The following is a 24,435-nucleotide window of genomic DNA, read 5'->3' on the forward strand; positions in this document are numbered from 1 at the left end:
AACTAAACACGTTCTGCCAGCTTGCTGGCCTGGATTTCAGATGCACCAAACTGCTCCAGTACTTCACTGAGAATATTGCGTTTTTTGGCAGTATTGTTGTTGGTGGTCACCCAGTAGCCACTGTTGCCGATCTCTTTTGGATTGGCTGATTTGCTGGCATTAAGCAGCGCGTCTTTGGACGTTGCAAAATAGAGACGATCACGCCCCTGAACCTGCAACACTTTATCGAAACCGTTACCGGATGACAGGTAAAGAGTTTCCAGAATAAACAGAAAACGGCCTACAGCACCCTTTTGAGCTTCCAATTGAGCTTCATTAACCAACTCATCAAAGGCGATAACGGTATTGGTGTTTACCTGGGCGGTTTCTGCGACTTCGTGGTTCGCTTTCAGTTCCTGGACTTCTTCAACTTCCTTGCCTGGATGACTGATATCTTCAGGCACTTCCAATGGCGCCTGTTCAACAGTCAATCCCAATAAACGACGCAGAATATCCGAGGCACTCTCGCCAATACGTTCAGTTTTGCTGGCAATGTAGCGATACAGCTCCTCATCAACCTCGATATATTTCATGAGCAGTTTTCCTATTGATAACTCTTGTCACCTGTTCCACAACGGTTGGCGGAACAATTAAAGGCGATCAGTGTATGTCAGATTTAACAGATTGATAAGCGCCATGATAATGAAAAATCGTTGGATTCTGCTCTACCGGCCAGTTTTCCCCCGTTGCAGCACAGTGTGTAATCAACAAAGCCTGCTCAGGGAGGCCAGGGATGGTGCCGCTTTTGACAGAATCTTTTTCCAACGCCTTAATTAAACTGCTCTAAAACTGTTATTCAATTCAAAAAAAAGGCAAAATCCTGACCAATTTCAAAAGCTGGAGATCGATACGTGGGACAACCGCAGATACATTATGAAGTCAGTGGTGAAGGCAGTGACATCATCCTTATTCATGGACTGTTTGGGAATCTCGATAACCTTAAAGGCCTGGGGCGTCAGCTGGAACAAAAGTATCGTGTTTGGCGTATCGATCTGCCCAACCACGGGCTAAGTGAGCACACCCATGATATGCACTATGGTGCCATGGCTGAGGCCTTGACCGGGTTTATGGATAGGAAGGGGCTGACCTGCTCCCATCTGGTTGGCCATTCAATGGGGGGAAAAGTAGCCATGGCCGTCGCTTTGACCCAAGCGGCGCGGGTCGAGAGTTTGGTGGCAGCTGATATCGCACCGGTTCCCTATCACGCCAGACACACTAAAGTATTTGAAGGCATGACCAGCCTGCCCCTCGATAGCATTAAAGATAGACGAGATGCGCTGACCCACCTGCTTGATTCAGGTATAGATGAAGGTACAGCCCAGTTCCTGCTCAAGAACTTACAACGCGGCGACGAGGGTTTTGGCTGGAAACTGAACCTCAGTGGATTGCAGGAATGCTATTCTCATCTGATCGATTGGCCGTATACAGGACTAAAATATGAGGGGCCAACCTTGTTTGTTCGTGGCGATCAATCAGACTATGTACTGAGTGACCACAGGCAGGCGATTCTGGCACAGTTTCCCAGTGTCCAGGCAAAAACCATTGTAGGGACAGGACATTGGCTCCATGCACAGAAGCCGGCTCAGTTTAACCGTATAGTTGAACACTTTATCGACAAAGCCGACAATCAGGGGCCGGAAGCCTGATGTGGAATATAGCTCTGCCACACTTGATATGATATATTCCCGCCTCTTTTGACCCCGGGCAGCACAGAAGGATGAAAATGCATGCTGAATCAGTACATGGAACAGATTGAAACCCTTGGCCTGAATCTGTTTTTTGCAGCGATATTTTTCTTTATCGGGATGGCCATCCGGGATGTACTGAAACAGGGAAATGTCCCCAAGTTCGGTCAATATATTGTTTGGTTAGTGCTCTTTCTCGGCTGTGCCGGGTTTGTGGCAAAAGGTATTATCCAGTTTACCTGGGAATCCTCGGGTATTGGTTAAACGACAACAACATGGCTAAAGAAGCAACAGACAGAACAACGATTGACCTGTTTGCCAATGAAAAGCGACGCGGACGCCCCAGGACCAATCCTCTGCCCCGCGAACAGCAACTCAAGGTCAATAAACGCAATCAAATCCAGCGGGATAAAGCGAAGGGCTTGAAGCGGATAGAGTTAAAAGTGTCACAAGAATTATATGACGCCTTGAACCGCGAAGCGCTGGCCAGTAACATCAGCCGCAGCCAGTTAATCGAATTACTCCTGCTCAAGCAAATCGACTGCTGACAGTTTTTGTACCACGATAGACGTGACAACGCGCATTAAACACATTAAGGAAAGACAATGGCAACTGTAGGTCTTTTTTTCGGTAGTGATACAGGTAACACCGAAGCTGTAGCCAAAATGATCCAGAAAAAACTGGGTAAGCAAATGGTTGATGTAAAAGACATCGCCAAGAGCACCAAAGAAGAGATCGCTGAGTTCGATCTGCTGATTTTCGGTATCCCGACCTGGTACTATGGTGAAGCACAGTGCGATTGGGATGACTTCTTCCCTGAGCTGGAGCAGATCGACTTTAACGACAAGTTGGTCGCTATTTTCGGTTGTGGCGATCAGGAAGACTATGCTGAGTACTTCCTGGATGCCATGGGCATGGTGGGTGACATCGTTCAGGCCCGTGGCGGTATCATCATCGGCCACTGGTCTACTGAAGGTTACGAGTTCGAAGCCTCCAAAGCACAGGTTGATGACAACCACTTCATCGGTCTGGGTATTGACGAAGATCGTCAGCCAGAACTGACCGAAGAGCGTGTTGACGCCTGGGTTAAACAAATTTACGAAGAGATGTGTCTGGCTGAGCTGGAAGACTAATCCAGGCTCCGGCAGCAACTCTGACAAAGGCGGCAATGCAGCCGCCTTTTCTGTATCCCGTCCTGACAAATCTATGACTACAACTTCTTCGAATCATTGGGACATCTTCTGCGCCGTCGTCGACAATTACGGTGATATCGGCGTGACCTGGCGTCTGGCCAAGCAGCTTGCCAATGAATTCAGTATCAAGGTCAACCTTTGGGTCGATGACCTTGGCAGCTTTGCTCATATACTGCCGACTCTTGACCCGGCCTCTCACAGCCAGACCATTCAGGGCGTCACCATTAAACAATGGAACCAGCCACTGGATCTCCCCTATTCACCGGGCGCAGTCCTGATTGAGGCTTTTGCCTGCGAACTGCCCGATGAAGTGAAGACCCGACTGGCCCCCGTCAAGTCGACAAACCCAGTTAAACCACCCGTATGGCTGAATCTGGAATACCTGAGCGCCGAAGATTGGGTAGAAGGCTGTCATGGGTTACCCTCGTTCCAGCCCAACGGTGTTGATAAGTTCTTTTATATGCCGGGCTTTACCGAGAAAACCGGTGGCCTTATCTGTGAGTCCGATCTGTTTGCCCAGCGGGATGCCTGGCAGGCTGACAGTGCAAACAGGCTATCACTGTTTAAAAAGCTCGGGCTGAGCGGAATAGAGCAGCACCATAAGGTGATCAGCATCTTCAGCTATGAGACTGAAGCGCTGTCAGCACTTTGCCAATATTGGGCCAAAGGAAGTGAACCTGTCCATGCCCTGATACCAAAAGGTCGCAGCTTTAACAGCCTGCAATCCCTGTTGCCCTGTGATATTGACCAACTGGTACCGGGACAACAGCTTAGCCAGGGAAATCTCACTATCCACGTGCTGCCGATGACAGACCAACAAGGGTATGACCGCCTGCTGTGGAGCTGTGACTTCAATATCGTGCGGGGGGAAGACTCTTTCCTTAGGGCCCAATGGGCCGCCAGACCTTTCATTTGGCATATATATCAACAGGAAGATGATTATCATCTGGTAAAATTAGAAGCTTTTATGCGACTTTACTGCGATAATCTGGCCTTTGAGTCTGCTGAAGGCTGGCGACAACTGAATCTGGCTTTCAACCAGCAGCGCACAGATGCTGTGGTTGAACAGTGGCAAAACATTAATTCTGTTGGTGTGGACCTGTTGGCCCATGCCAAACAATGGCCAATCGATGCTTTAAAGACGGTAGATTTAGCCTCACGGCTAGTGCAATTCGTCCAAAAATAGTTAAGATACCGCCTTATAGTAAAACGTCCAATATATAGGAAATTTAGCAATGAAAACTGCTCATGAAATCCGTCCAGGTAACGTGATCATGTTTAACGACAGCCCATGGGTTGTACAGAAGACTGAAACTACCCGTTCCGGCCGTAACGCTGCTATCGTGAAAATGAAACTGAAGCACGTTCTGATCGACTCCTCCACTGAAACCACCTTCAAAGGTGAAGACAAGATGGACGTAATCGTTCTGGAGCGTCTGGACTGCACTTACTCTTACTACGCAGATCCTATGTACGTATTCATGGATTCTGAGTACAACCAGTACGACGTTGAAGCTGACAACATGGGCGACGCTGCCAAGTACATCGTTGACGGCATGACTGAAGAGTGTCAGGTAACCTTCTACGAAGGTAAGGCTATCTCTGTTGAACTGCCTACCACCATCGTTCGTGAAGTTGGCTACACTGAGCCAGCTGCTCGTGGTGATACCTCTGGCAAGGTAATGAAGCCTGCCAAGATCGTTGGAAGCGATCTGGAAGTGATGGTTGCTGAATTCGTTAAAGAAGGCGACAAGATCGAAATCGACACCCGTACCGGTGAATTCAAGAAGCGCGTTTAATTCCGCCCTCTGAATATTGAAAACCAGCGCCAACGCGCTGGTTTTTTTGTATCCGCAGAGCCGAAACTCGCAAGTGTCTTTACCCCCCTCTCATGATTAATCGATAGACCCGCTCAATCAAAACCTTCATAGCTGCTAACAAACATTGATAATGCAATGACTGCGCCGAGCAATAAGGTGGCCAGACAAATGGCCAGCGAGATTCAGGATGGAGGGATAAATCAGGGATTGAACATGCCCATCTGAAGATGGCTGAAAGGATATATTTGAACAGGTCGCCATCCCTGGCCACCTTGGCTAATGCATTAACTCTTTGCTGAAGTCAAAACCTCAGGACCACCGACCTCAGAGGCAGATTCCACCAGTGTAGCTTTGGTTTCCAAAGCACGCTTTCTGAATGCCGCCTGAGTCATCATCAGACATACCATGAGTGCCAGCGACATAATGCCTACAGAAGCAAAATAGGCCAGCTCATAGGTACCGGTTGAGTCCACAGCGAACGCAGCAATAATAGGGCCGATAAACCCGCTGACACCCCAGGAGGTGTAAACCACGCCATAGTTGGTGCCATAGTTTTTCAGGCCATAGAAGTTGGCGGTCAAAGACGGGAAAACTGCTGGCAAAGTACCGTAACTGACACCAGCGAGCGCCGCGCCAAGCATCATCCCCATTTCACCCGCGTAATATGGGAACATCAACATATTGGCAATCTGCAGCACAAATGAGATGCCCAGGGTCGACAGCCCACCAATTTTATCGTTAAGCCACCCGGCACCGACACGGCCAAAGGTATTGAACAGGGCCAGGATAACGACCAGATGCGCGGCACCTGCCATATCTGTCTGAACAGCGGCGATGGATGTGATATTGCCGATAATCATCAGACCAGTTGATGACGCACACAGGTACATAAACCACAGGCCATAGAATTGGGGTGTACGCATCATGCCGCGCCAATTGATCTCTTCGCGGATAGGCTGTTGCTTCTGGACTGCATCGCCATTATCCGCAGCCACATAACCTTGAGGGGGATTGGTGATGGTACAGGCCAGCGGCACAGCGATTAGCAGCAGCGCAGCACCCAAGAAGATAAATGCCTTTTCAATTCCCCAACCACCAATGAGGGTGGTGATCAGAGGTGCCAGATACACACCGGCCAATCCAAAGCCTGCGGCAATCAGACCATTAACCAAACCCCGACGGGAAGGCGCAAACCACTTCATGGCTGCGGGCGCTAAACAGGCATAGGCAAAGCCAATACCACCCCCGGCGATCAGACCAAAGCTGACAATCAGCATATCCGGTGTGGTGCCAAAGCCGGATGCAATCAAACCAATACCGGAAAGCAAGGTACCGGCAATCAATACGCGACGTGGCCCAAATCTGTCCTGAATTATCCCGGCCAACAACAGTGAAATGGAGAAAGTGACAATGGCAATGGTGTATGGCATGGACGCTTCGGCGTTGCTCCAGCCAAGATCCATCACCAGTGCTTTTTTAAATACACTCCAGGTAAAAAGAATACCAATACACAAATTAATGCAGAAACCCGCAATCAGGATCTGCCTGGCTCGACTCAGCGTTTTCATATCGCCTCTTTTATATTTTCACCTCAACCCTGGCAGCACGTTAGATACAGCCAAAACAACCTGGTTACATAGTTTTTGATTAAGGCATTACTTATGAAGGCGGGGGATTCTAGCAGCAAGTGCAGAAAGGAAAGAAGCGTGATTGATACATCTTTGAACATTTAAACCCAAGTTATTTTCATCACATTGTATTACTTGGTTTTTTTATCAAAACTCAGATGATAACAGCGATAGGCACATAGAAACCAATTGCAACAGCTGTTACGCTGCAGGCGATTTTATGATCGCCAAATGATAACAACATAAAAAGCGGCGGCATCCGGCGCTGATACATTTGCGGTTTATAGCACAGAGTTGAAACATAAACTGCGAATGTCAAAGTCTCAAAACAGGAGATGACAGGTAAGATATCGAGCCTGTGATTTCCCCTTCCCTCAAATGATCTGTTTTTGGCTGAATTGATAACTGCGCTCAAGGCTAAGCACTTCCACCTGATAGTCCAGATACCACTGCGCCCTGCCCAATTGCTGTGCTTTAAGGTGCTGTGGATCACTCTTCCAATTCAGTATGTCCAGCTCTGTGCGCCAATAGGAAATCGCGACCTCCATCTCACCACTGCTGGCGGCGATAAAGTCGATACAATGGTAGCGCTCAAATGCCAGTTCTCTCAGTTGCTGCACCATGGCAGCGTATTCATCACCCTGCTCTCCCGGTCTGGCTTTGAATATCACAACGAACATCTGTTCCTCCTTACTCCGTAAGTCCCAGGCGGACATGAAAAAGCCGCCCTGGGGCGGCTTTATAAACTTATGCCAACATGATAAATCCGGCGAAGGCGACCACCGCCGCGATTAAGGCGTAGGGCAACTGCGTCACCCCATGACTCACCAGATTACAACCCGATCCCTGAGCCGCCAAAACGGTTGAGTCGGAATAGAAGCAGGCCTGAGAGCCAAATGATGATGCGGATAGCAAGGCCCCTATCACCAGCGGAATATCAGCGCCGACCGAATGGGCCAAAGGCATCACAATCGGAATAGATACCGCAAAGATGCCCCAGCTGGAGCCGGTCGCGAAAGCCAGTCCCGCCATAGCCACAAATACCACAGCCGGCAACATCTGCGCGGTCATATAGGGACTGAGGCTATTGATAACATATTGGGGAAGCTGCAGCATGTCACACACATCTTTAAAGATAAACGCGGCGGTAACGGTACCGATTGCCGGCAGCATGCTCTTAAAGCCGTCAATCATCTGATCCATCATCTCTGACAGTGGCATCAGACGCTGAACCGCATAGTAAGGCAGTGTGATAGCCAAGGTTGCCAGCAAACCCAGCCAAACATCGATATCAAAATAGATGGTAAAGGCCACCAGCAGTAAAATCGGCACAAAGAAGTTATGCAACTTGCCATGGGTATCGGCATTGGCAAACTCCTCTTCAATCGCCTTTAGGGCATACTCGTCAGATGTCTGCACCTGCTCAAGATCCACCTGTTTAAGTGCAGGAGCTCCTTGAGCGGCCATTAACTGAGCTTTTTTCATCGGGCCCATTGCCGGCACCACACCAAGGATCACCAGCACCACCATGCCCACCGCCAGCCAGGCGTAAAGCATATAAGGAATGGCCTGCATATAGACAGCAATGCCCTGTCCTTCCGCCGCAACACCATTGTCCACCAGCAAACCACCAAAGAACACCGCCCAGGTCGACAACGGAACCAACACACAAATGGGTGCCGCAGTTGAATCTACAACATAAGCAAGCATTTCCCGGGAGACTTTAAATTTATCTGTCACCCGTTTCATGGTGGAGCCCACAGTCAGGGCATTAAGGTAATCGTCGATAAAGATAATGACCCCGAGAATAAAGGTCATAAAAAGTGATGATCTCGGTCCTTTGGCAAACTTCAGCGCGAATCGACCAAAGGCCATGGCGCCGCCGGTTCGCACCAGAAGCGCAATCAACGCACCAAAACTACCACAAACCAGGATCAGCCAGCCTATGGTTTCATCACCCATGACTTTGAGAGAGATTTCGGAGAAGTTATTCAATATCGCTTTGGGATCGACCAACAACAGGCCAACCAAAGCACCGATAACCAGAGAAAGGATGGGACGACGCAGCCAAATGGCCAGGGTTAATACCACAGCAGGTGGAATAAGACTTAACGCAGTCGGCTCAGACATGCACTTAGGTCCTCTGTTTATTATTGCCTTCACAGGCTTGTTATAAGAAAAGTGCCACCGGTATAAACAGGTAACGCCGGGACACCTGTGCTGCTTTATGTTGGGGCATGCCTCCAGACGGTAAATTGCCGCTTTTGTTTTGCCTTGGTCAAAACATCGCGCAGAAAATAAATCGCATTGAATAATGAGTCAACTTTAATTTGTTAAAATGCAGGTCAAAAGATGATAAGACATGGCTAATAAAGTGGTAACCTCAAGCATGTGAAAGGATTTTCTCAGCCCATCATCCATGGAGTTGTGACTGAATAGATAACAAAGATAAACCGCAGGATATAAGGGGAAAGCGCATTTACCCTGACGCCAATGACAGCAAAACGCCATTAAGCAGTGGATTACCCTACTCAAAGGGCGTCAAACGCAAAAGATCAGCATTTTACTCTACGTGAAGTGCCTTATATTTTCGATTATTTTATTCAAGTACCCTTTCAGAACCTCCGGTTTTCCTATATCTTGCACTGAGTTAACTCTGTATTTGCGTATTTTTGAGGTAATAGTGCGCCCGGTCATCAAATCAAACAAACTGGATACTGTCTGCTATGACATTCGAGGTCCGGTTCATAAAGAAGCCCGCCGTCTGGAAGACGAAGGTCACCGGATCCTGAAACTGAATATTGGTAACCCTGCCCCCTTTGGCTTTGAAGCGCCGGAAGAGATTGTCCGCGACGTTATTTTGAATCTGCCAAGTGCACAGGGTTACTGTGAATCCAAAGGTCTGTTTTCTGCCCGTAAAGCGATTGTCCAGCATTACCAATCCCAGGGGATTCGTAGCGTCGATATCGATGACATCTATATTGGTAACGGCGTATCTGAACTGATCCTCATGGCATTGCAGGGCCTGCTCAATACAGGTGATGAAGTGCTGATCCCGGCACCTGACTATCCACTGTGGACAGCATCAGCGCACCTGGCCGGCGGTAAGGCGATTCACTATCGTTGTGACGAAGAGTCTGACTGGTTCCCGGATCTGGACGATATACGCAGCAAAATCACGCCTCGCACCCGTGCGCTGGTGATGATTAACCCGAATAACCCAACGGGTGCGGTATACAGCCGTGAGTTGATTCTGGAAATTATCGAAATCTGTCGTCAACATGATCTGATCCTGTTCGCCGATGAGATCTACGACAAGATTCTGTATGACGGTGCTCAGCACATTCCTGCTGCCAGCTTGTCTGAAGATATTCTGACCGTGACCTTTAATGGCCTGTCAAAAGCCTATCGCGCCGCCGGTTTCCGTGTCGGCTGGATGATGCTTACGGGTAACCTCAAGGATGCTCGCAGCTATATCGAAGGTCTGGATATGCTGGCGTCCATGCGTCTTTGCGCCAACGTGCCTAACCAGCATGCTATCCAAACCGCACTGGGTGGTTATCAGAGTATCAACGAACTGGTACTGCCATTGGGACGCCTCGCCCAGCAACGTGATACCTGTTACGAACTGCTGAACAGCATTCCCGGTGTCAGCTGCAAAAAGCCAAAAGGCGCTCTGTATGCCTTCCCTAAGCTGGATACCAAGAAGTTTAATATCCGGGACGATGAGAAGCTGGTATTGGATCTGCTGAATGAGAAGAAAATTCTGCTGGTTCAGGGCACCGCATTTAACTGGCCAGAGCCGGACCACCTGCGGGTAGTGTTCCTGCCCTGGAAAGAAGATCTGCAGAAAGCCATGACTGAGTTTGGTAGCTTCCTCGAAACATACCAACAGTAAATTCAGCAGCTTATTTTATAAAAGCCACCTTAGGGTGGCTTTTTTGTTGGTGATATACAGGTTAACCTTAAATCAGTACCCGCAGTTTATGGAACACCTCTATGAAAAGCAGTTTTCTTGCCTGGATCCATCGCATGCCTCTGATTAAACGCTGGGCACTCATGCATTGCGTTAAAAAAGAGAATATCGCCGAGCACTCCCATCAGGTCGCCGTCATTGCCCATATGCTGGCGGTTATCCGTAACACCTATTTCGATGGTGAACTCATCCCTGAACGTGCCGCTACTCTGGCGCTCTATCATGAGTGTTCAGAGACCAAGTTGCAGGACATCAACCATGTCACCAAATATCACAACCCTGAGTTGACCAAAGAGTTTAAAAAGCTTGAAGAGATGGCTGAGCAGGATTGCGTCAACACCCTGCCCCCTGAGCTCAGAGAGATATTCAGACCTTTGATTGTGCAAAATGAAGTAGACCCTGAATATAAGAAGCTGGTGAAAGCCGCCGACCTTATTTCGGCCTATATCAAAGCAATGGATGAGATGCGTTTCGGTAACGACGAATTTGCACATGTCAAAATTCGGCTTGGGGAGATGCTATTGTATTATCGAGAGCAGTTGCCTGAAGTGGAATACTTTCTGGAAACCTTCAGCGACAGCTGTTTTGTCTCGGTAGACAGGTTATCTGCTGAAGACCATCAGGCTTAAGGAGAGGCAGTGAACATTAATCCCCAATGGCAGGCACGCCGACTGGCTGAAGATAAATTACGAAGAAACGATGAGCGCAGCCCGTTTCAAAGAGACAGAGCGCGTATCCTGCACAGTGCAGCTTTCCGGCGGCTGCAGGCCAAAACCCAGGTGTTGGGCGTGGGGATGAATGATTTTTATCGCACCAGACTGACCCATTCACTGGAAGTGGCACAAATTGGTACCGGGATTTGTGCGCAGCTTAAACGCAAACATCCTGATTATGCCTGGCTGATGGACTCCACCAGCTTGATTGAGGCTCTGTGCCTGGCTCACGACATTGGCCACCCCCCATTTGGTCACGGCGGTGAAGTCGCGCTTAACTATATGATGCGTGATCACGGTGGATTTGAAGGCAATGGCCAGACCTTCAGAATTCTCACCCGCCTGGAGCCCTATACCCAGCATTATGGGATGAACCTGAGCAGAAGGACCTTGCTGGGCATACTCAAGTATCCTGTCACTGCCGCTCATCTTGCCCCACAAATCCCTCAGGGTGCAGTAAAGCCCAATCATCAGGTGAGGCCTCAGGACTGGCCGCCGGTCAAAGCGGTTTACAATGACGACGGCGAAATTCTGGATTGGGTGCTGGGACCCGTGACAGATGCCGATAAGCAGGCTTTTTCCCGATATCAGGCCGCCAACGGTCACCTTCCGGGCAAATCCCTTTGTAAGTCACTGGATGCCACCATCATGGAGCTGGCAGATGATATCGCCTACGCAGTGCATGACCTGGAAGATGCCATTGTGATGGGCATAGTTACCCGGGAACAATGGCAACAGGATATTACTCCATCCCTCAGAGCCAGTGAAGATGAATGGATCCGTCAGGAGCTGGCAGATATTGATGTCAGAATGTTCAACCCGGAGCACTACATCAGAAAAGACGCCATAGGCACTTTGGTTAATGGCTTCGTCACTGCAATCAACATTATCAAACAAAACACCTTTGAAGACCCGTTACTGGAGTTTCAGGCCAGGCTTGAGCCCGCCTTCCATATCGTGCTGGAAGTCCTTAAACAGTTTGTTTTAAAACGCGTTGTAAGAAAGCCCGAAGTGCAGATGCTTGAGTATAAAGGACAGCAAATGCTGATGACGCTGTTTGAAGCACTTGCGTCAGATCCCATGCGCCTGTTACCGCTCAATACCCAACAAAGGTATCTGGAGTCACAGCAAAGTGAGGGCAACAGCATGCGGGTAATCGCAGACTATCTGTCAGGCATGACAGATGACTTTGCCGCCCGCCTCTACCGCCAGTTGTTTACCCCCAGCGTCGCTGACATTAATGGCCCTCTGATCTGACGAGCTTTATACCGACATAAAAAACGCGCCATCAGGCGCGTTTGTTTCTTATGCAAGGCTTAGCCTATCAGGCTTGGAAACATGCCTTTAAAGCCAGCAGCTATCACTTCAATACCGATAGACAGCATAATCAAACCCATCAGACGGGTAATGACGTTAATCCCGGTTTTACCCAGAATCTTGTAGATCACTGACGCCATACGGAACAGCAGGAAACTCAGCAGACCAAACACCACTACGGCGGCGGACATACCGGCCAGATTAACCCAGGTATTGTTCTCTGCGGCAAATACAATCACAGATGAAATAGCACCCGGACCTGCCATCAGTGGCAGCGCCAAAGGCACAACCGCTACAGATTCCATTGCAGAGGATTCGCCCACTTCCTCTTTATTACGCTTAACTTCACCCAGCTTACCTTGCAACATCGACATGGCAATAATGGCAATCAGAGTGCCGCCGGCAATACGGAACGCCGACAAACTGATACTGAACATATTCAGAATATGCTGACCGGCAAAGATGGTAACCAGCAGAATAACCACCACAGCGATATTGGCTACTTTCGCAGTTTGGTTGCGCTCTGGCTCAGTTTGATGACTGGTCAAACTGACAAAAACAGGCAGCAGGCCTACAGGGTTGATGATGGCAACCAGACCCAGGAAAAATTTGATGTAAAGGGTAAAGTCCAAGACAGAATTCCTTGAAAATGCCGAGCGAGAAATCGGACGCTACTCTAACCTATATCCCGCCTATTTCAGTAGCGTGATTCTTTTAAGCTGGTCACAATTTCAATGAATAGCTCGGTATTTATCCACTTTTACCGAAGGTAACACGTCATTTATCAATTAAAACCTACTTCTCACCTGAATCATTCTTTAAAAAAACTAGGGCAATGCTGCAATATTCCCCGTTCAGGCTCCCTATATAAGCTTTACCCGACTTACGTGCTTTGGCTCACAGAAAGCTGTAGCCCGCCTGTGTAGTGTCAAAGACAGGGAAAGAGGATTGAGCCAATCCGGCATTTGCTGAATCTTTTTTTCAGGAGAGTGTTATGAGAATCACTTCGCCCCGGGAGCTTGACCTGTTAATGGATAAGGTCGCCAAAGCTCAGGCCGAGTTTGCCACTTTTACACAGGAGCAAACCGACACTATCTTTCGGGCCGCAGCCTTTGCCGCTGCTGGCGCCAGAATTGAGCTGGCCAAGATGGCGGCTCAGGAAACCGGCATGGGCCTGGTGGAGGACAAGGTGATCAAAAACCACTTTGCCTCTGAGTACATCTACAACAAATACAAAGACGAACTCACCTGCGGCATCATAGATGAGGACTCCACCTTCGGCACTCTCACCATTGCAGAGCCAGTGGGTATTATTTGCGGTATCGTGCCGACTACCAACCCCACATCAACAGCAATATTCAAAGCCCTTATCAGCCTGAAAACCCGTAACGGTATCGTCTTCTCTCCCCACCCCAGAGCCAAAAACGCCACAGCCTACGCAGCCAAACTGGTTCATGATGCCGCGGTCAGTGCCGGCGCACCTGAGCATATTATTGGGTGGATCGATGAGCCTTCCGTTGAGCTGTCGAACCATCTGATGACCCATGACAAGATAAACCTGATCCTGGCCACAGGTGGCCCGGGTATGGTGAAGTCAGCCTACTCATCAGGAAAGCCCGCTATTGGTGTCGGCGCGGGTAATACGCCCATCATCATTGACGAAACCGCCGACATAAAACGTGCAGTGGCTTCTATCCTGATGTCCAAGACATTTGATAATGGTGTGGTGTGTGCGTCAGAGCAGGCAGTAGTAGTCGTCGATGACATTTATGATGCAGTAAAAGAGCGATTCGCCAAACATGGCGGCTACCTGTTATCACCGGAGCAAACTGACGCGGTTCGCAGCGTTATCCTGAAAAACGGCCACCTTAACGCTGATATTGTCGGCCAGTCTGCGGTGAAAATTGCTGATATGGCCGGCATTACCGTGCCGGATATCACCAAGGTGTTGATAGGTGAAGTCAGCGCCATTGCCAATGATGAATCCTTTGCACTTGAGAAGCTGTCCCCCCTGCTGGGCATGTATCGGGCTGGCGACTTCGAACAAGCACTGGATATTGCCGAAGCCCTGGTAGCCCTTGGCGGCATAGGCCACACTTCAGGCCTGTATACAGATCAGGACTCCCAGAATGAGCGCATCAGACGTTTTGGACAGCGGATGAAAACCGCCCGTATTCTGATTAATACTCCCGCATCTCAGGGGGGAATTGGCGATCTTTATAACTTCAAGTTAGCACCATCATTGACATTGGGCTGTGGTTCCTGGGGTGGCAACTCGATCTCTGAAAACGTTGGTCCCAGCCACCTCATCAATAAGAAAACCGTCGCCAAGAGGGCCGAGAATATGCTGTGGCACAAGCTTCCCAGGTCGATTTACTTCCGTCGTGGCAGCTTGCCCGTCGCCCTTGAAGAGCTGAAAGGCAAGCAGCGGGCGCTGATCATCACCGATACCTATCTCTACAATGCCGGTTACTGCAACGAGACTCTGGCCATACTCAAATCCCTTGGCATAGATACAGATGTTTTCTACGGTGTTAAAGCGGATCCTACCCTGGACATAGTAATGGAAGGGGTTGAGATGGCGGACAGATTTCAGCCTGATGTCATCATAGCCCTGGGCGGTGGCAGCCCTATGGATGCCGCCAAAATTATCTGGCTCATGTATGAGCACAAGGATGTCGACTTTGCGGATATGTCCCTGAGGTTTATGGATATCCGCAAACGTATCTATACCTTCCCCAAGCTGGGTGTAAAAGCAAGTCTGGTAGCGATACCGACCACATCAGGCACAGGCTCTGAAGTCACGCCTTTCGCCGTAGTGACAGATCAAAACACAGGCCAGAAGTATCCGATTGCCGATTATGAGCTGACCCCCACCATGGCGATTATCGACCCCAATCTGGTCATGGACTTACCGCCGTCGCTCACCGCATTCGGAGGTATTGACGCTATCACTCACGCATTGGAAGCCTTTGTCAGCGTAATGGCCAATGAGTACAGTGATGGTCAGGCCCTGCAAGCGCTGAAGCTGCTGTTTAATCATCTGCCACAGGCTTACGAGTTGGGAGCCAAAGCACCTGAGGCGAGAGAAAAGGTCCACAACGGCGCAACCGTCGCAGGCATAGCGTTTGCCAACGCCTTCCTCGGTGTATGTCACTCCATGGCCCACAAGCTGGGCGCGGAATTCCACTTGCCCCATGGCCTGGCCAATGCCCTGCTGATCAGCAATGTAATCCGCTTTAACGCCACCGACAGCCCGACCAAACAGGCGGCCTTCAGCCAATACGACAGACCCAAGGCAAAATGTCGTTACGCAGAAATTGCCGATTACCTGCGTCTGCCGGGCAGTAACGATGATGAGAAAGTAGAAGCCCTGATTGAAGCGATAGAGGCCATCAAGACCAGACTCAATATTCCAGCATCTATCCAGGCGGCAGGAGTTGATGAAGCCAGGTTCCTTGAGCAGCTGGATGACTTGGCGGAAGGTGCATTCGACGACCAGTGTACAGGTGCCAACCCAAGGTACCCACTGATCGCCGAGCTGAAAGCCCTGCTGCTGGCCAGTTTCTATGGTGAAGCTTACCGGGACTAATGCTTACTGATAGTTAGCGTGATAAGAAAAGGGCCAACAGGCCCTTTTCATCTGTCTTGATTTGAGCGCCCCAGAACATTACTCCTGTATCTGCACCAGTAGCTGCTTTCGTAACTCATCGTGAAACCTGAATGCTCTGGGAATATCACGCCAGTGCCAGGAAGTACTCTCAAGCACCACCATACTGATATCCTCATCGGGGAAGTAGCTAAGGGTGCTGATAAACCCCGGCACATAACCTGAGTGACTGTATTCAAGTGGTATAACCCTGGAAATCTGAATACCGGCACCATAACCCAGATCGCCCCATCTGTGATTACGGGACTGCGTCGCTGAGATCATGTAACTGAAGGACTCCTCACTCAATAATTCAGAGCCATACAGGCAAGTGTTCCAGCGAGCCAGATCCTGAGCGCGGGATACCAGACCACCACTGGCTAATGGCGGACGCTCAGCGGTCCCGGGCAATGTCGTGAATTGACCTTCAGCATCTTCAACCCGCCCCTGGACCAAAGCCAACTCACCGCCAGTTTGATTTAAGCCGCATTGTTTACTGATACCGTCCAACACCTCAGACAAGGGCTGCTTATGAGCTGACTCAAGTACTTTGCCCAGCAGCTCATAGCCATAGTTGCTGTATCTGAATCCTGTCCCTGGCACAAATGCCAGGGGCTTATCCGGCGCAATCAGGCCTGAACTATGGTCAAGCAGATGACGAATAAGCACGGCTCCGGGAATGCCGGCATCTGGTAAGAGCTTTATGATCTGGCTATCCAGAGACACTTTGTCCTCATCCACCAAACGTAATATGCCAGCCGCCACAAACTGCTTGCTGATGGAACCGGCGAGATAGCCGCCGTTTTCATAACCGGCCAGATATGAGTTCGGTTTCGACTCAAACTGATAGACAGGTTTACCTCCCTGTGTAATAAGGACCTCGCCAACAAAGTCCTTATCGCTCAACAGAGAATCAAAGATGTCAGTAGGCAGTTCGCTTGCTGCAAGGTGGAATGGAATGAGCGGCAGTAAAGCCAGGCTGAAGGTTTTGGTGAAATTTGGCTTATTGGCCTCTGTGGGCATAGCAATGTCCATTATTGGCAAAGGAAGTAAACTAACGAACTACCCTATTTATTTCGATTAGTTATTATGTGACCATTGCATAAAGGTGAAAGCGATCAACACTCAGCCCTGCTTATCAAACCACTCACTGGCAAGCATGGCGTATTGATACTCGCTGCCCCACTCGCCTTTAAAGAAAATGTTGTCAACATAGTGAGCTTCCCGGCGAAATGCCAGTCGCTCCAACAGATGAACGGCTGCGGAGTTGCGGGTATCGGTAATAGAGATCACCCTGTGTTTCTTCATTCCATCGAACAGGTACTCCAGCATCAATTGCAGCGCCTCACGGGCGATCCCCTGCCCCTGCCAGTCTGACGACAGGGTAAAGCCAATTTCAGTCTGACGCCCATCGATAAAGTGCAGCGCCAGATCTCCGGTCAACTGGCCACTTTCATTGTCGATAATGGCGATTTGAAACCAATGCCCTGGCGCACCAAAAGCTCTCAGTCCCATATTACGATACAGGGATTTGGCATCTTCCAGGGTATATTCACTCCAGCTTTGATACCGTGCGATATCTGCCTGGGAGCGATAATGGGCAAAAGCAGCAAGATCCTGCTCCTGCAATAATCGTAAACTGACTCGTTCACCAATCAGTTGCATGTTTCCTCCCTGGAAAATTATTACCTTAAGGCTAAAGTCTGTTGGTTAACTCAACCTTACCGGTCACTATATTGTATGTCAGCATCAAGGCCGATGATTCAAGATCCTGTTCAAACCCCAAATGGGTATAAGCGTATACGCAGGCATTAAGACCAGTGCTGTGGGATGTGCTGACCCGCCTGGAAATAAAGTCTACCTGATCTTTGTGCGCGAGTTTATGACTGACCGTCAGTTCAGTGTCCAGTAATGCGTTCCATAGTTCACCGCACGCCTGCTCTCCCCGGCCTATATTCAGCGGTGCTGCCATTGGATTGTTTTTGTTTACTCCTAAGGGATAACCCTGAGCACTCATATCCAATTGAGGGTTACCCTCGGCATCATGAGCAAATCCTTCGAGATCATTCATTCCCCCCGGATGACCATTGAGCAACCATCGCTGATGAGCGAAATCAACAGACTGCTGCATATTGGCTTTGACCTCCTGAAGCTTGGCCACATGGGACTCTTCAGTAAGAGAAATAAACTTGGGAAGCGCAATGACCCCAACTATGGCCAGGATAATCAGAGTGATCACCAGCTCGATCAGGGTAAAACCCTTAGCTTTGATTTGTTTCATTTGTCGACTACTTAACTGACAGAAAAAACCGGCGTTAAACGCCGGTTTCGTAAGAGCTGAATATTACTGTTTTTCAGTCCAGGTATCCAACCAACCCAGCACATTGGCGTACCATTGTTCCAGATTGTCACCGGTCAAAATCCAGTGGTTCTCGGTTGGGTACATCAACAGCTTGCTGGGGATATTGTTACGCTGCATATAGGTAAAGGCAGCGAGCCCCTGACCATAAGGCACGCGGAAATCTTCCTCACCATGGATCACCAGCATAGGGGTTTGCCAGTTCTCGACATAGTTCACCGGGTTGAACTTCTCATACAGCGCCTTGTTGTCTTTATACTGGCCGCCGAACTCAAACTCAGGGAACCACAGCTCTTCAGTGACATAGTACATGGAGCGCATATCAAACAGACCGGCATGGTTCACCAGGCACTTGAAACCGTCATTCCAATTACCCTGGATCCAGTTCATCATGTAGCCACCGTAAGACCCACCCAATGCACAGGCATTATCTACATCCAGCCATTTCTGCTGCTCACCTACTGCCGCCAAACCTTTTTGAAGGTCTTCCAAAGGCTTACCACCCCAATCCTGGGTGATGGAGTCAGTAAACTCCTGGCCATAGCCTGTTGAGCCATGGAAATCCACCATGACCACGCCATAACCGGCACCAGCCCATAACTGAGGATTCCAGCGGTGGCTAAAGCTGTTACCGAATGATCCCTGAGGACCACCGTGTACCAAAAATGCCACTGGATACTTTTTGCCCGGTTCAAAGTCAGCAGGCTTCAACCAGTAGCCATAAACCGTTTCATTATTCCAACCTTTAAAGTTGAACTGCTCAAAGTCACCAAACTTGATCTTGTCCAGCTTCTCTTTGTTGGTATTGGTCAGACGCTTGAGATTGTTTCCATCTTTATCGACCGAATAAACATCACCCGGCTCAACCAAAGACTTATGGCTGAACAGTATCTTGTTATCTGTAATGGCAACCACAGAGTTGCTGCCATCGTTATAGATGGTCTTCACATCACCGAATTGGGTGTTTACCTCAAAAATGCTGACCTGACCAAGATCCTGCGCAGTCACATACAGGGTTTGACCATCTGCACCAAACTGCAGCGAATGTGGGCTTCTGTCCCATAGTGGCGCAACTTCTTTCTCCTGTCCGGTAACAGTATCGCGCAGCATAATGCCGAAACGATCAGCCTCAAAACCCGGGCGCTTCATCGCCAGATAAGCCATATAACGGCCATCAGGAGAGAAAGTCGCGTGGGCATCCCACGCCTTATTATCTTCAGTCAGGTTCCTGGCTTTGCCGCCGGTTACCGGGACTTGCCACAGATCATAATTGGTGATCCAGGCCTGATCTTTTGATGGTGCCTTGGCGGTGTAAACCAGATGCTTGCCATCAGGGGTAAAAGTCACCTCTTCCATGCCGGAGAATGGCTTGGGTGGGGTTTCGGTATCCAGACCAGAGGTCACATCAACCAGACTGCCCAGCTTATTACCTTCAATCGGCGCAACGAAGATATGGTTACGGGCATGGTCATGCCAGGTATCCCAGTGACGAACCATCAACTGGTCATATTCACGGCCACGGTTTGGATTGTCGGCCTGGTCTTCAAACTTATCGGCACTGCACTCCAGCGTGTCACACTCCGGAAACACTCTCAGCTGCAAAGCCACCTGTTGTTTGCCATCGGCAGACAGCTTGTAGCCATCAACACCAACCGGCAGATCCGACACTTGAATCGCTTCTCCGCCCTGCATCGGCATGCGATACAGCTGGCTTGAACCATTTCGGGCAGAGACAAAGTAGATAGCTGAGTCATCGGGAGCAAAAGTCACAGAGTGCTCTGTCCCCTGTACACCGGTAATCTGTACCGGCATGGCATCAGATTTAGTCAAATCCAGCTTATACAGCTCAGACTCTGAATTACCCTCTTTATCTTTAACTGACAGGCCATAAACCAGAGTCTGGCCATCATTTGATACGGCCACAGAGTGCTGTTTGTTGAGTTTTACCAGATCCTGAACGGTAAAAGGTGCTTTGTCCTGTGCCATTACAGCACCAGTGACACCGGCCAATCCCATGGCCAAAAGTAAGGCTGACTTCTTCATTATTATTTTCACTTTGGTTGATGTACCTGTAACCGGTACTTAATCGAACAAAAACTTTGCGGGGCGACCCTGGCCGCCCCGAACTGAGTTAGCGTTAACCTGTGAGCTTATTTGGCGGCGTTCTCAATGTTGATCTTCCAGATCGCCGGCCCGGTTTCGTGGGCATTGATACCGTCACTGTCTACCGCGACTGTCACCGGCATATCCTTAACATCGAATTCGTAAATCGCTTCCATACCCAGATCTTCAAAGGCCACCACACGGGCTTTCTTAATCGCCTTGGACACCAGGTAAGCGGCGCCGCCCACGGCCATCAGATAACAGGCTTTATGTTGCTTGATAGACTCAACGGTAGCTGGACCACGTTCAGCTTTACCAATCATGCCAAGCAGACCGGTCTTATCCAACATGAGATCGGTAAACTTGTCCATACGGGTTGCAGTTGTCGGACCAGCTGGACCAACCACCTCATCACCTACAGGATCAACCGGGCCCACGTAGTAGATAAACTTACCGGTAAAGTCGACGCCATCAGGCAGACCTTCCCCACTTTCAATCAGGCTCTGAATACGCTTATGGGCAGCATCACGGCCGGTCAGCATCTTGCCGGACAGCAGCAGAGTGTCGCCACTCTTCCAGCTTTCCACATCAGTCTGAGTGACGGTATCCAGATTCACTCGCTTAACATTGTCACCCAGCTCCCAGGTCACTTCCGGCCAATCATCCAGAGATGGCGGGCTAAGATCGGCGGGACCAGTGCCATCAAGGTAGAAATGTACGTGACGGGTTGCAGCACAGTTGGGGATCATCACCACAGGCTTGGAGGCGGCATGTGTTGGAGCCGACTTGATTTTAATATCCAGCACAGTCGTCAGGCCGCCAAGGCCCTGAGCACCGATACCAGTGTTGTTACAACGATCGAAAATATCCAGACGCAGCTTCTCTTCTGCTGTTTCAGCACCCTTCTCCATCAGCTCATGAATGTCGACAGGGTCCATCAATGACTCTTTGGCAAGTACCGCGGCTTTTTCAGCGGTACCACCAATGCCTATGCCCAGCATGCCAGGAGGACACCAGCCTGCGCCCATGGTAGGCAGGGTCTTTTCGACCCAGGCGGCGATATCGTCAGATGGGTTCAGCATCACCATCTTACTCTTGTTCTCAGAGCCGCCACCTTTGGCTGCGATAGCCACTTCAATTTCTGCACCTGGCACCAGATCGATATGCACTACAGCCGGCGCATTGTCCTTGGTATTCTTACGGGCACCGGCAGGATCGGCAACAATAGAGGCTCGCAGCGGGTTATCAGGATTGGTGTAAGCGCGGCGTACACCTTCATCCACCATCTGCTGCACTGTCATATCTGTTTTGTCCCACTTAACCGCCATACCCACCTTAACAAAGCAGGTCACGATACCGGTATCCTGACACAGAGGACGACGGCCTTCAGCGGACATACGGGAATTAATCAGGATCTGTGCGATGGCGTCTTTGGCCGCAGGATTTTGTTCCTTTTCATAGGCCTCAGTCATGGCATCGACAAAGTCTTTGGGGTGGTAGTAGGAGATATACTGCAGGGCATCAGCAATGCTTTCGATAAAGTCAGCCTGCTTGATTACGGGATCAGACATTGTAGGGCGCTCCATTTGCCGTGTTGGCATTATCGTTATTCATCCATTTCGCAACTCAAGCCGACAAAGATATTGCCTGCTCAAGGTTGATTGATTAACAGTCTGATTATTGCACCAAGCTGCGGAAGCTGCTGGCTAAATTCTTGTCAGACTGTTGATAAATCCTGTAAACCCTGAAGCCTGAGTGCACCAGTTATGATACTCTTTCGCACGTTTTAGAACCAGATCACTAAATACGATAGGCTTAATCAATGGATCCAGCTGCATCAGCAACGCCGGCGTTTTGCCAGCTTGATTGGACAATCGACACCGAATCCCTGTTTTCCCGGCTTGCTGCCAGGCCCTGGTCCGTGTTGCTGGACAGTGCCGGTGCGACCCATATGGACGCGCGGTATGACATTATCTGCGCGGATCCGGTTGCCACACTGACTCACAGCAATGGCATTAATAAACTGGAATTTGTCAAAGGGCAAGTTTTTGAAAGCAATAATGAAGATCCATTCCAACTGATTAATGCCACACTTAAGCAGCTGTTTGGTGAGCCTGGGGCCTGTGAGTTGCCTTTTTCCGGCGGTGCCATGGGCGCTTTCGGCTATGACCTGGGGCGCAGTATTGAAAAATTGCCTGCTACTGCGCACAGGGATATCGACTTGCCTGATCTTAATTTGGGTTTCTACGACTGGGCGCTTATCCGTGACTACCAAAAACAGGCCTGGTTTCTGGTCCATGCCAGGGGACAACAGGCACTGGAAGCCCAGCAAAGACAACTTGAGACCTTGCTCTCGCAAAGCGCACCAGCAGAAGCACCCTTTGCACTTGAGGGTGACTGGCATAGCCAGATAAGCAAACAGGCCTATCTGGACAAATTCGATGCTGTGCAGGAGTACCTGCACAGCGGGGATTGCTATCAAATCAATCTGACTCAAAGGTTCGAATGCAATTATACCGGTGATGAGTGGCAGGCTTACCTGAAACTCAGACATTCCAACAGCGCCCCCTTCTCAGCTTTTATGCGACTGCCGCAGCAAGCTGTACTGTCTATTTCGCCTGAACGCTTTATCAAGCTTGAGAGTGGCAAGATAGAAACCAAGCCCATCAAAGGAACCTTGCCGAGATATGCAGACCCGACCGAGGATCAAGCTGCCGCAAAGCAGCTGGCCAACTCTCCCAAAGACAGAGCAGAAAATCTGATGATTGTGGACCTGCTGCGAAACGATATCGGTAAGGTTGCGGCACCCGGCAGCGTGTCCGTTCCGAAATTGTTTGATGTAGAGAGCTTCCCTGCGGTGCACCATCTGGTCAGTACTGTTACCGCCACCCTGAATCAGGGTAATGAAGCCACCCACCTGTTAAGGGCAGCCTTTCCCGGCGGCTCCATTACCGGTGCACCAAAGATTCGCGCCATGGAAATCATCGAAGAGCTGGAGCCGTCCCGCCGTAATCTTTACTGTGGGTCCATGGGTTATATCAGCCAGGATGGCAAAATGGACACCAGCATTACCATACGTACTCTGGTGGCAGAAAAGGGGAAGCTCTATTGCTGGGCCGGAGGCGGTATCGTAGCGGACTCCAATGGAGACTGTGAGTATCAGGAAACCTTTGACAAAGTGAGCCGGATCCTGCCCATACTAAAGAGCCAGTAACTGAAACCGCTAACGGATTCAGTTAGTTCAATAATCCGGCTCAGATATTCAGCGAGTATATCCGGAAAGGTAATCGGGACAGGGTTACCACAAATTAAGGGAGTAAGCTGTGACCGCAGAGGAGTTCAAAACCCGCTTTTTGATCCAGCAGCCAGACAGCCTTGCCGGGGTTCCTGCAAGAGGTAATGAACGTCAGGCAGCAGTGTTGATCCCTTTATGGCAACGGCCTGACAAAGCCGATGGCGAACTTGAACTTATCCTCACCCAAAGAGCCGGTCACCTTAATGCTCATCCGGGCCAAATCAGCTTTCCCGGTGGTAAACAGGATGAGACCGATGCCTCGATGACAGCGACAGCGCTCAGAGAAGCCAGCGAAGAGATTGCACTGCCCTCTTCACAGGTCAACATTCTTGGGCAGCTGCCAGTGCATAACACCATTACCGGCTTTGCCATCACGCCAGTGGTTGGACTGGTCACAGGCCCATTTACCCCGACACTGGATCCCGGTGAAGTGGCGGATTGTTTCAGCGTGCCCTGGTCCTTTTTACTGGATCCGGTCAATCGACACCTTAAAACCTTTAAACGCCGGGGCAAATCCATGGAGATCTGTTTTATTCCCTGGCGAGACAAGTTCATTTGGGGGGCAACAGCTGCCATGATAGATCAACTTTGTAATCAACTTGGTGCTGCTCATCCCGCTCTGAAGTAATGACAAGGTCATAAATGAGAAACGACAGCA

General features: G+C 49.8%; 22 protein-coding genes. 12 read left to right on the forward strand and 10 right to left on the reverse strand.

Going from position 1 to position 24,435, the window contains the following annotated elements:
- Positions 1–2: 2 nt before the first annotated feature.
- Positions 3–572: a replication initiation negative regulator SeqA gene (seqA, locus tag L2725_RS09335; RefSeq protein WP_115136867.1), complete on the reverse strand. Its 570-nt coding sequence runs from the start codon at positions 570–572 to the stop codon at positions 3–5.
- Positions 573–905: 333 nt separating this feature from the next.
- On the opposite strand from seqA, the gene L2725_RS09340 reads away from it, so the two are divergent.
- The 6 genes from L2725_RS09340 to efp all read left to right on the forward strand — a co-directional run bounded on the left by L2725_RS09340 (position 906) and on the right by efp (position 4,716).
- Positions 906–1,685 carry an alpha/beta fold hydrolase gene (locus L2725_RS09340; RefSeq protein ID WP_249249070.1) on the forward strand — a complete coding sequence of 260 codons (780 nt, stop codon included), beginning with the start codon at positions 906–908 and terminating at the stop codon, positions 1,683–1,685.
- An 81-nt stretch (positions 1,686–1,766) separates the two neighbouring features.
- A complete protein-coding gene (locus L2725_RS09345) occupies positions 1,767–1,988 on the forward strand; it encodes a DUF2788 domain-containing protein (protein WP_115136868.1) in 222 nt (73 codons plus the stop codon).
- An 11-nt stretch (positions 1,989–1,999) separates the two neighbouring features.
- Positions 2,000–2,272 carry a LexA regulated protein gene (gene ybfE / locus L2725_RS09350; protein WP_115136869.1) on the forward strand — a complete coding sequence of 91 codons (273 nt, stop codon included), beginning with the start codon at positions 2,000–2,002 and terminating at the stop codon, positions 2,270–2,272.
- Between the two features lie 57 nt (positions 2,273–2,329).
- The gene (gene fldA, locus L2725_RS09355; RefSeq protein ID WP_115136870.1) at positions 2,330–2,857 is read left to right on the forward strand and encodes a flavodoxin FldA; all 528 of its coding nucleotides are present in this window, start codon (positions 2,330–2,332) and stop codon (positions 2,855–2,857) included.
- Between the two features lie 73 nt (positions 2,858–2,930).
- The gene (gene earP / locus L2725_RS09360; RefSeq protein WP_249248724.1) at positions 2,931–4,103 is read left to right on the forward strand and encodes an elongation factor P maturation arginine rhamnosyltransferase EarP; all 1,173 of its coding nucleotides are present in this window, start codon (positions 2,931–2,933) and stop codon (positions 4,101–4,103) included.
- 49 nt (positions 4,104–4,152) lie between these two features.
- Entirely contained in the window at positions 4,153–4,716 is a 564-nt protein-coding gene (efp, locus tag L2725_RS09365; protein ID WP_115136872.1) for an elongation factor P, read from the forward strand.
- A 305-nt stretch (positions 4,717–5,021) separates the two neighbouring features.
- Here efp and L2725_RS09370 read toward each other — a convergent pair whose 3' ends face one another.
- The 3 genes from L2725_RS09370 to L2725_RS09380 form a co-directional block, all read right to left on the reverse strand.
- Positions 5,022–6,305 carry an L-lactate MFS transporter gene (locus tag L2725_RS09370; RefSeq protein ID WP_249248726.1) on the reverse strand — a complete coding sequence of 428 codons (1,284 nt, stop codon included), beginning with the start codon at positions 6,303–6,305 and terminating at the stop codon, positions 5,022–5,024.
- Between the two features lie 434 nt (positions 6,306–6,739).
- A complete protein-coding gene (locus L2725_RS09375; RefSeq protein ID WP_249248727.1) occupies positions 6,740–7,045 on the reverse strand; it encodes an antibiotic biosynthesis monooxygenase family protein in 306 nt (101 codons plus the stop codon).
- A gap of 67 nt (positions 7,046–7,112) precedes the next feature.
- On the reverse strand, positions 7,113–8,495 hold the full coding sequence (locus tag L2725_RS09380; protein WP_115136877.1) for a Na+/H+ antiporter NhaC family protein: 1,383 nt from the start codon (positions 8,493–8,495) through the stop codon (positions 7,113–7,115).
- Between the two features lie 553 nt (positions 8,496–9,048).
- Here L2725_RS09380 and L2725_RS09385 point away from each other — a divergent pair.
- The 3 genes from L2725_RS09385 (at position 9,049) to L2725_RS09395 (ending at position 12,311) form a co-directional block, all read left to right on the forward strand.
- Complete coding sequence (locus L2725_RS09385) at positions 9,049–10,263, forward strand: pyridoxal phosphate-dependent aminotransferase (protein WP_249248728.1); 1,215 nt, start codon at positions 9,049–9,051, stop codon at positions 10,261–10,263.
- 101 nt (positions 10,264–10,364) lie between these two features.
- Positions 10,365–10,970: a 5'-deoxynucleotidase gene (gene yfbR, locus L2725_RS09390; protein WP_249248729.1), complete on the forward strand. Its 606-nt coding sequence runs from the start codon at positions 10,365–10,367 to the stop codon at positions 10,968–10,970.
- A 15-nt stretch (positions 10,971–10,985) separates the two neighbouring features.
- Positions 10,986–12,311, forward strand: coding sequence for an anti-phage deoxyguanosine triphosphatase (locus L2725_RS09395; RefSeq protein ID WP_249249071.1), 1,326 nt, complete (start codon positions 10,986–10,988; stop codon positions 12,309–12,311).
- A gap of 59 nt (positions 12,312–12,370) precedes the next feature.
- Here the strand turns inward: L2725_RS09395 and L2725_RS09400 are convergent, their stop codons facing one another.
- Entirely contained in the window at positions 12,371–13,003 is a 633-nt protein-coding gene (locus L2725_RS09400) for a YchE family NAAT transporter (RefSeq protein WP_115136879.1), read from the reverse strand.
- Positions 13,004–13,365: 362 nt separating this feature from the next.
- Between L2725_RS09400 and adhE the strand changes: the two genes are divergently transcribed.
- A complete protein-coding gene (adhE, locus tag L2725_RS09405) occupies positions 13,366–15,963 on the forward strand; it encodes a bifunctional acetaldehyde-CoA/alcohol dehydrogenase (RefSeq protein WP_249248730.1) in 2,598 nt (865 codons plus the stop codon).
- A gap of 78 nt (positions 15,964–16,041) precedes the next feature.
- Here the strand turns inward: adhE and L2725_RS09410 are convergent, their stop codons facing one another.
- From L2725_RS09410 to L2725_RS09430, 5 genes are all read right to left on the reverse strand, one after another.
- Positions 16,042–17,043, reverse strand: a complete 1,002-nt coding sequence (locus L2725_RS09410) for a serine hydrolase domain-containing protein (protein ID WP_249248731.1) — start codon at positions 17,041–17,043, stop codon at positions 16,042–16,044.
- A 102-nt stretch (positions 17,044–17,145) separates the two neighbouring features.
- On the reverse strand, positions 17,146–17,685 hold the full coding sequence (locus tag L2725_RS09415) for a GNAT family N-acetyltransferase (RefSeq protein ID WP_249248732.1): 540 nt from the start codon (positions 17,683–17,685) through the stop codon (positions 17,146–17,148).
- A 31-nt stretch (positions 17,686–17,716) separates the two neighbouring features.
- Positions 17,717–18,301, reverse strand: coding sequence for a type IV pilin protein (locus L2725_RS09420; RefSeq protein WP_249248733.1), 585 nt, complete (start codon positions 18,299–18,301; stop codon positions 17,717–17,719).
- 63 nt (positions 18,302–18,364) lie between these two features.
- Positions 18,365–20,422 (reverse strand): alpha/beta hydrolase family protein, encoded by a 2,058-nt coding sequence (locus tag L2725_RS09425; protein ID WP_249248734.1) that lies wholly within the window; start codon positions 20,420–20,422, stop codon positions 18,365–18,367.
- A 107-nt stretch (positions 20,423–20,529) separates the two neighbouring features.
- Entirely contained in the window at positions 20,530–22,068 is a 1,539-nt protein-coding gene (locus L2725_RS09430) for a fumarate hydratase (RefSeq protein ID WP_428985284.1), read from the reverse strand.
- Positions 22,069–22,304: 236 nt separating this feature from the next.
- Here L2725_RS09430 and pabB point away from each other — a divergent pair, with 236 nt between their 5' ends.
- Both pabB and L2725_RS09440 read left to right on the forward strand, forming a co-directional pair.
- A complete protein-coding gene (gene pabB, locus L2725_RS09435; RefSeq protein ID WP_249248736.1) occupies positions 22,305–23,696 on the forward strand; it encodes an aminodeoxychorismate synthase component I in 1,392 nt (463 codons plus the stop codon).
- A 109-nt stretch (positions 23,697–23,805) separates the two neighbouring features.
- On the forward strand, positions 23,806–24,405 hold the full coding sequence (locus tag L2725_RS09440) for a CoA pyrophosphatase (RefSeq protein ID WP_346429390.1): 600 nt from the start codon (positions 23,806–23,808) through the stop codon (positions 24,403–24,405).
- The last annotated feature ends 30 nt before the right edge of the window (positions 24,406–24,435 follow it).

The organism is Shewanella corallii, assembly GCF_023349125.1.
Classification (GTDB): domain Bacteria; phylum Pseudomonadota; class Gammaproteobacteria; order Enterobacterales; family Shewanellaceae; genus Shewanella; species Shewanella corallii.

Coding starts and splice junctions, on each gene's coding strand:
- L2725_RS09425 (WP_249248734.1), bottom strand. CDS start 20,422: ATGAAGAAGTCAGCCTTACTTTTGGCCATGGGATTGGCCGGTGTCACT.
- L2725_RS09375 (WP_249248727.1), bottom strand. CDS start 7,045: ATGTTCGTTGTGATATTCAAAGCCAGACCGGGAGAGCAGGGTGATGAA.
- L2725_RS09430 (WP_428985284.1), bottom strand. CDS start 22,068: ATGGAGCGCCCTACAATGTCTGATCCCGTAATCAAGCAGGCTGACTTT.
- L2725_RS09415 (WP_249248732.1), bottom strand. CDS start 17,685: ATGCAACTGATTGGTGAACGAGTCAGTTTACGATTATTGCAGGAGCAG.
- ybfE (WP_115136869.1), top strand. CDS start 2,000: ATGGCTAAAGAAGCAACAGACAGAACAACGATTGACCTGTTTGCCAAT.
- yfbR (WP_249248729.1), top strand. CDS start 10,365: ATGAAAAGCAGTTTTCTTGCCTGGATCCATCGCATGCCTCTGATTAAA.
- seqA (WP_115136867.1), bottom strand. CDS start 572: ATGAAATATATCGAGGTTGATGAGGAGCTGTATCGCTACATTGCCAGC.
- adhE (WP_249248730.1), top strand. CDS start 13,366: ATGAGAATCACTTCGCCCCGGGAGCTTGACCTGTTAATGGATAAGGTC.
- earP (WP_249248724.1), top strand. CDS start 2,931: ATGACTACAACTTCTTCGAATCATTGGGACATCTTCTGCGCCGTCGTC.
- L2725_RS09420 (WP_249248733.1), bottom strand. CDS start 18,301: ATGAAACAAATCAAAGCTAAGGGTTTTACCCTGATCGAGCTGGTGATC.
- efp (WP_115136872.1), top strand. CDS start 4,153: ATGAAAACTGCTCATGAAATCCGTCCAGGTAACGTGATCATGTTTAAC.
- L2725_RS09345 (WP_115136868.1), top strand. CDS start 1,767: ATGCTGAATCAGTACATGGAACAGATTGAAACCCTTGGCCTGAATCTG.
- L2725_RS09370 (WP_249248726.1), bottom strand. CDS start 6,305: ATGAAAACGCTGAGTCGAGCCAGGCAGATCCTGATTGCGGGTTTCTGC.
- fldA (WP_115136870.1), top strand. CDS start 2,330: ATGGCAACTGTAGGTCTTTTTTTCGGTAGTGATACAGGTAACACCGAA.
- L2725_RS09380 (WP_115136877.1), bottom strand. CDS start 8,495: ATGTCTGAGCCGACTGCGTTAAGTCTTATTCCACCTGCTGTGGTATTA.
- L2725_RS09410 (WP_249248731.1), bottom strand. CDS start 17,043: ATGCCCACAGAGGCCAATAAGCCAAATTTCACCAAAACCTTCAGCCTG.
- pabB (WP_249248736.1), top strand. CDS start 22,305: ATGGATCCAGCTGCATCAGCAACGCCGGCGTTTTGCCAGCTTGATTGG.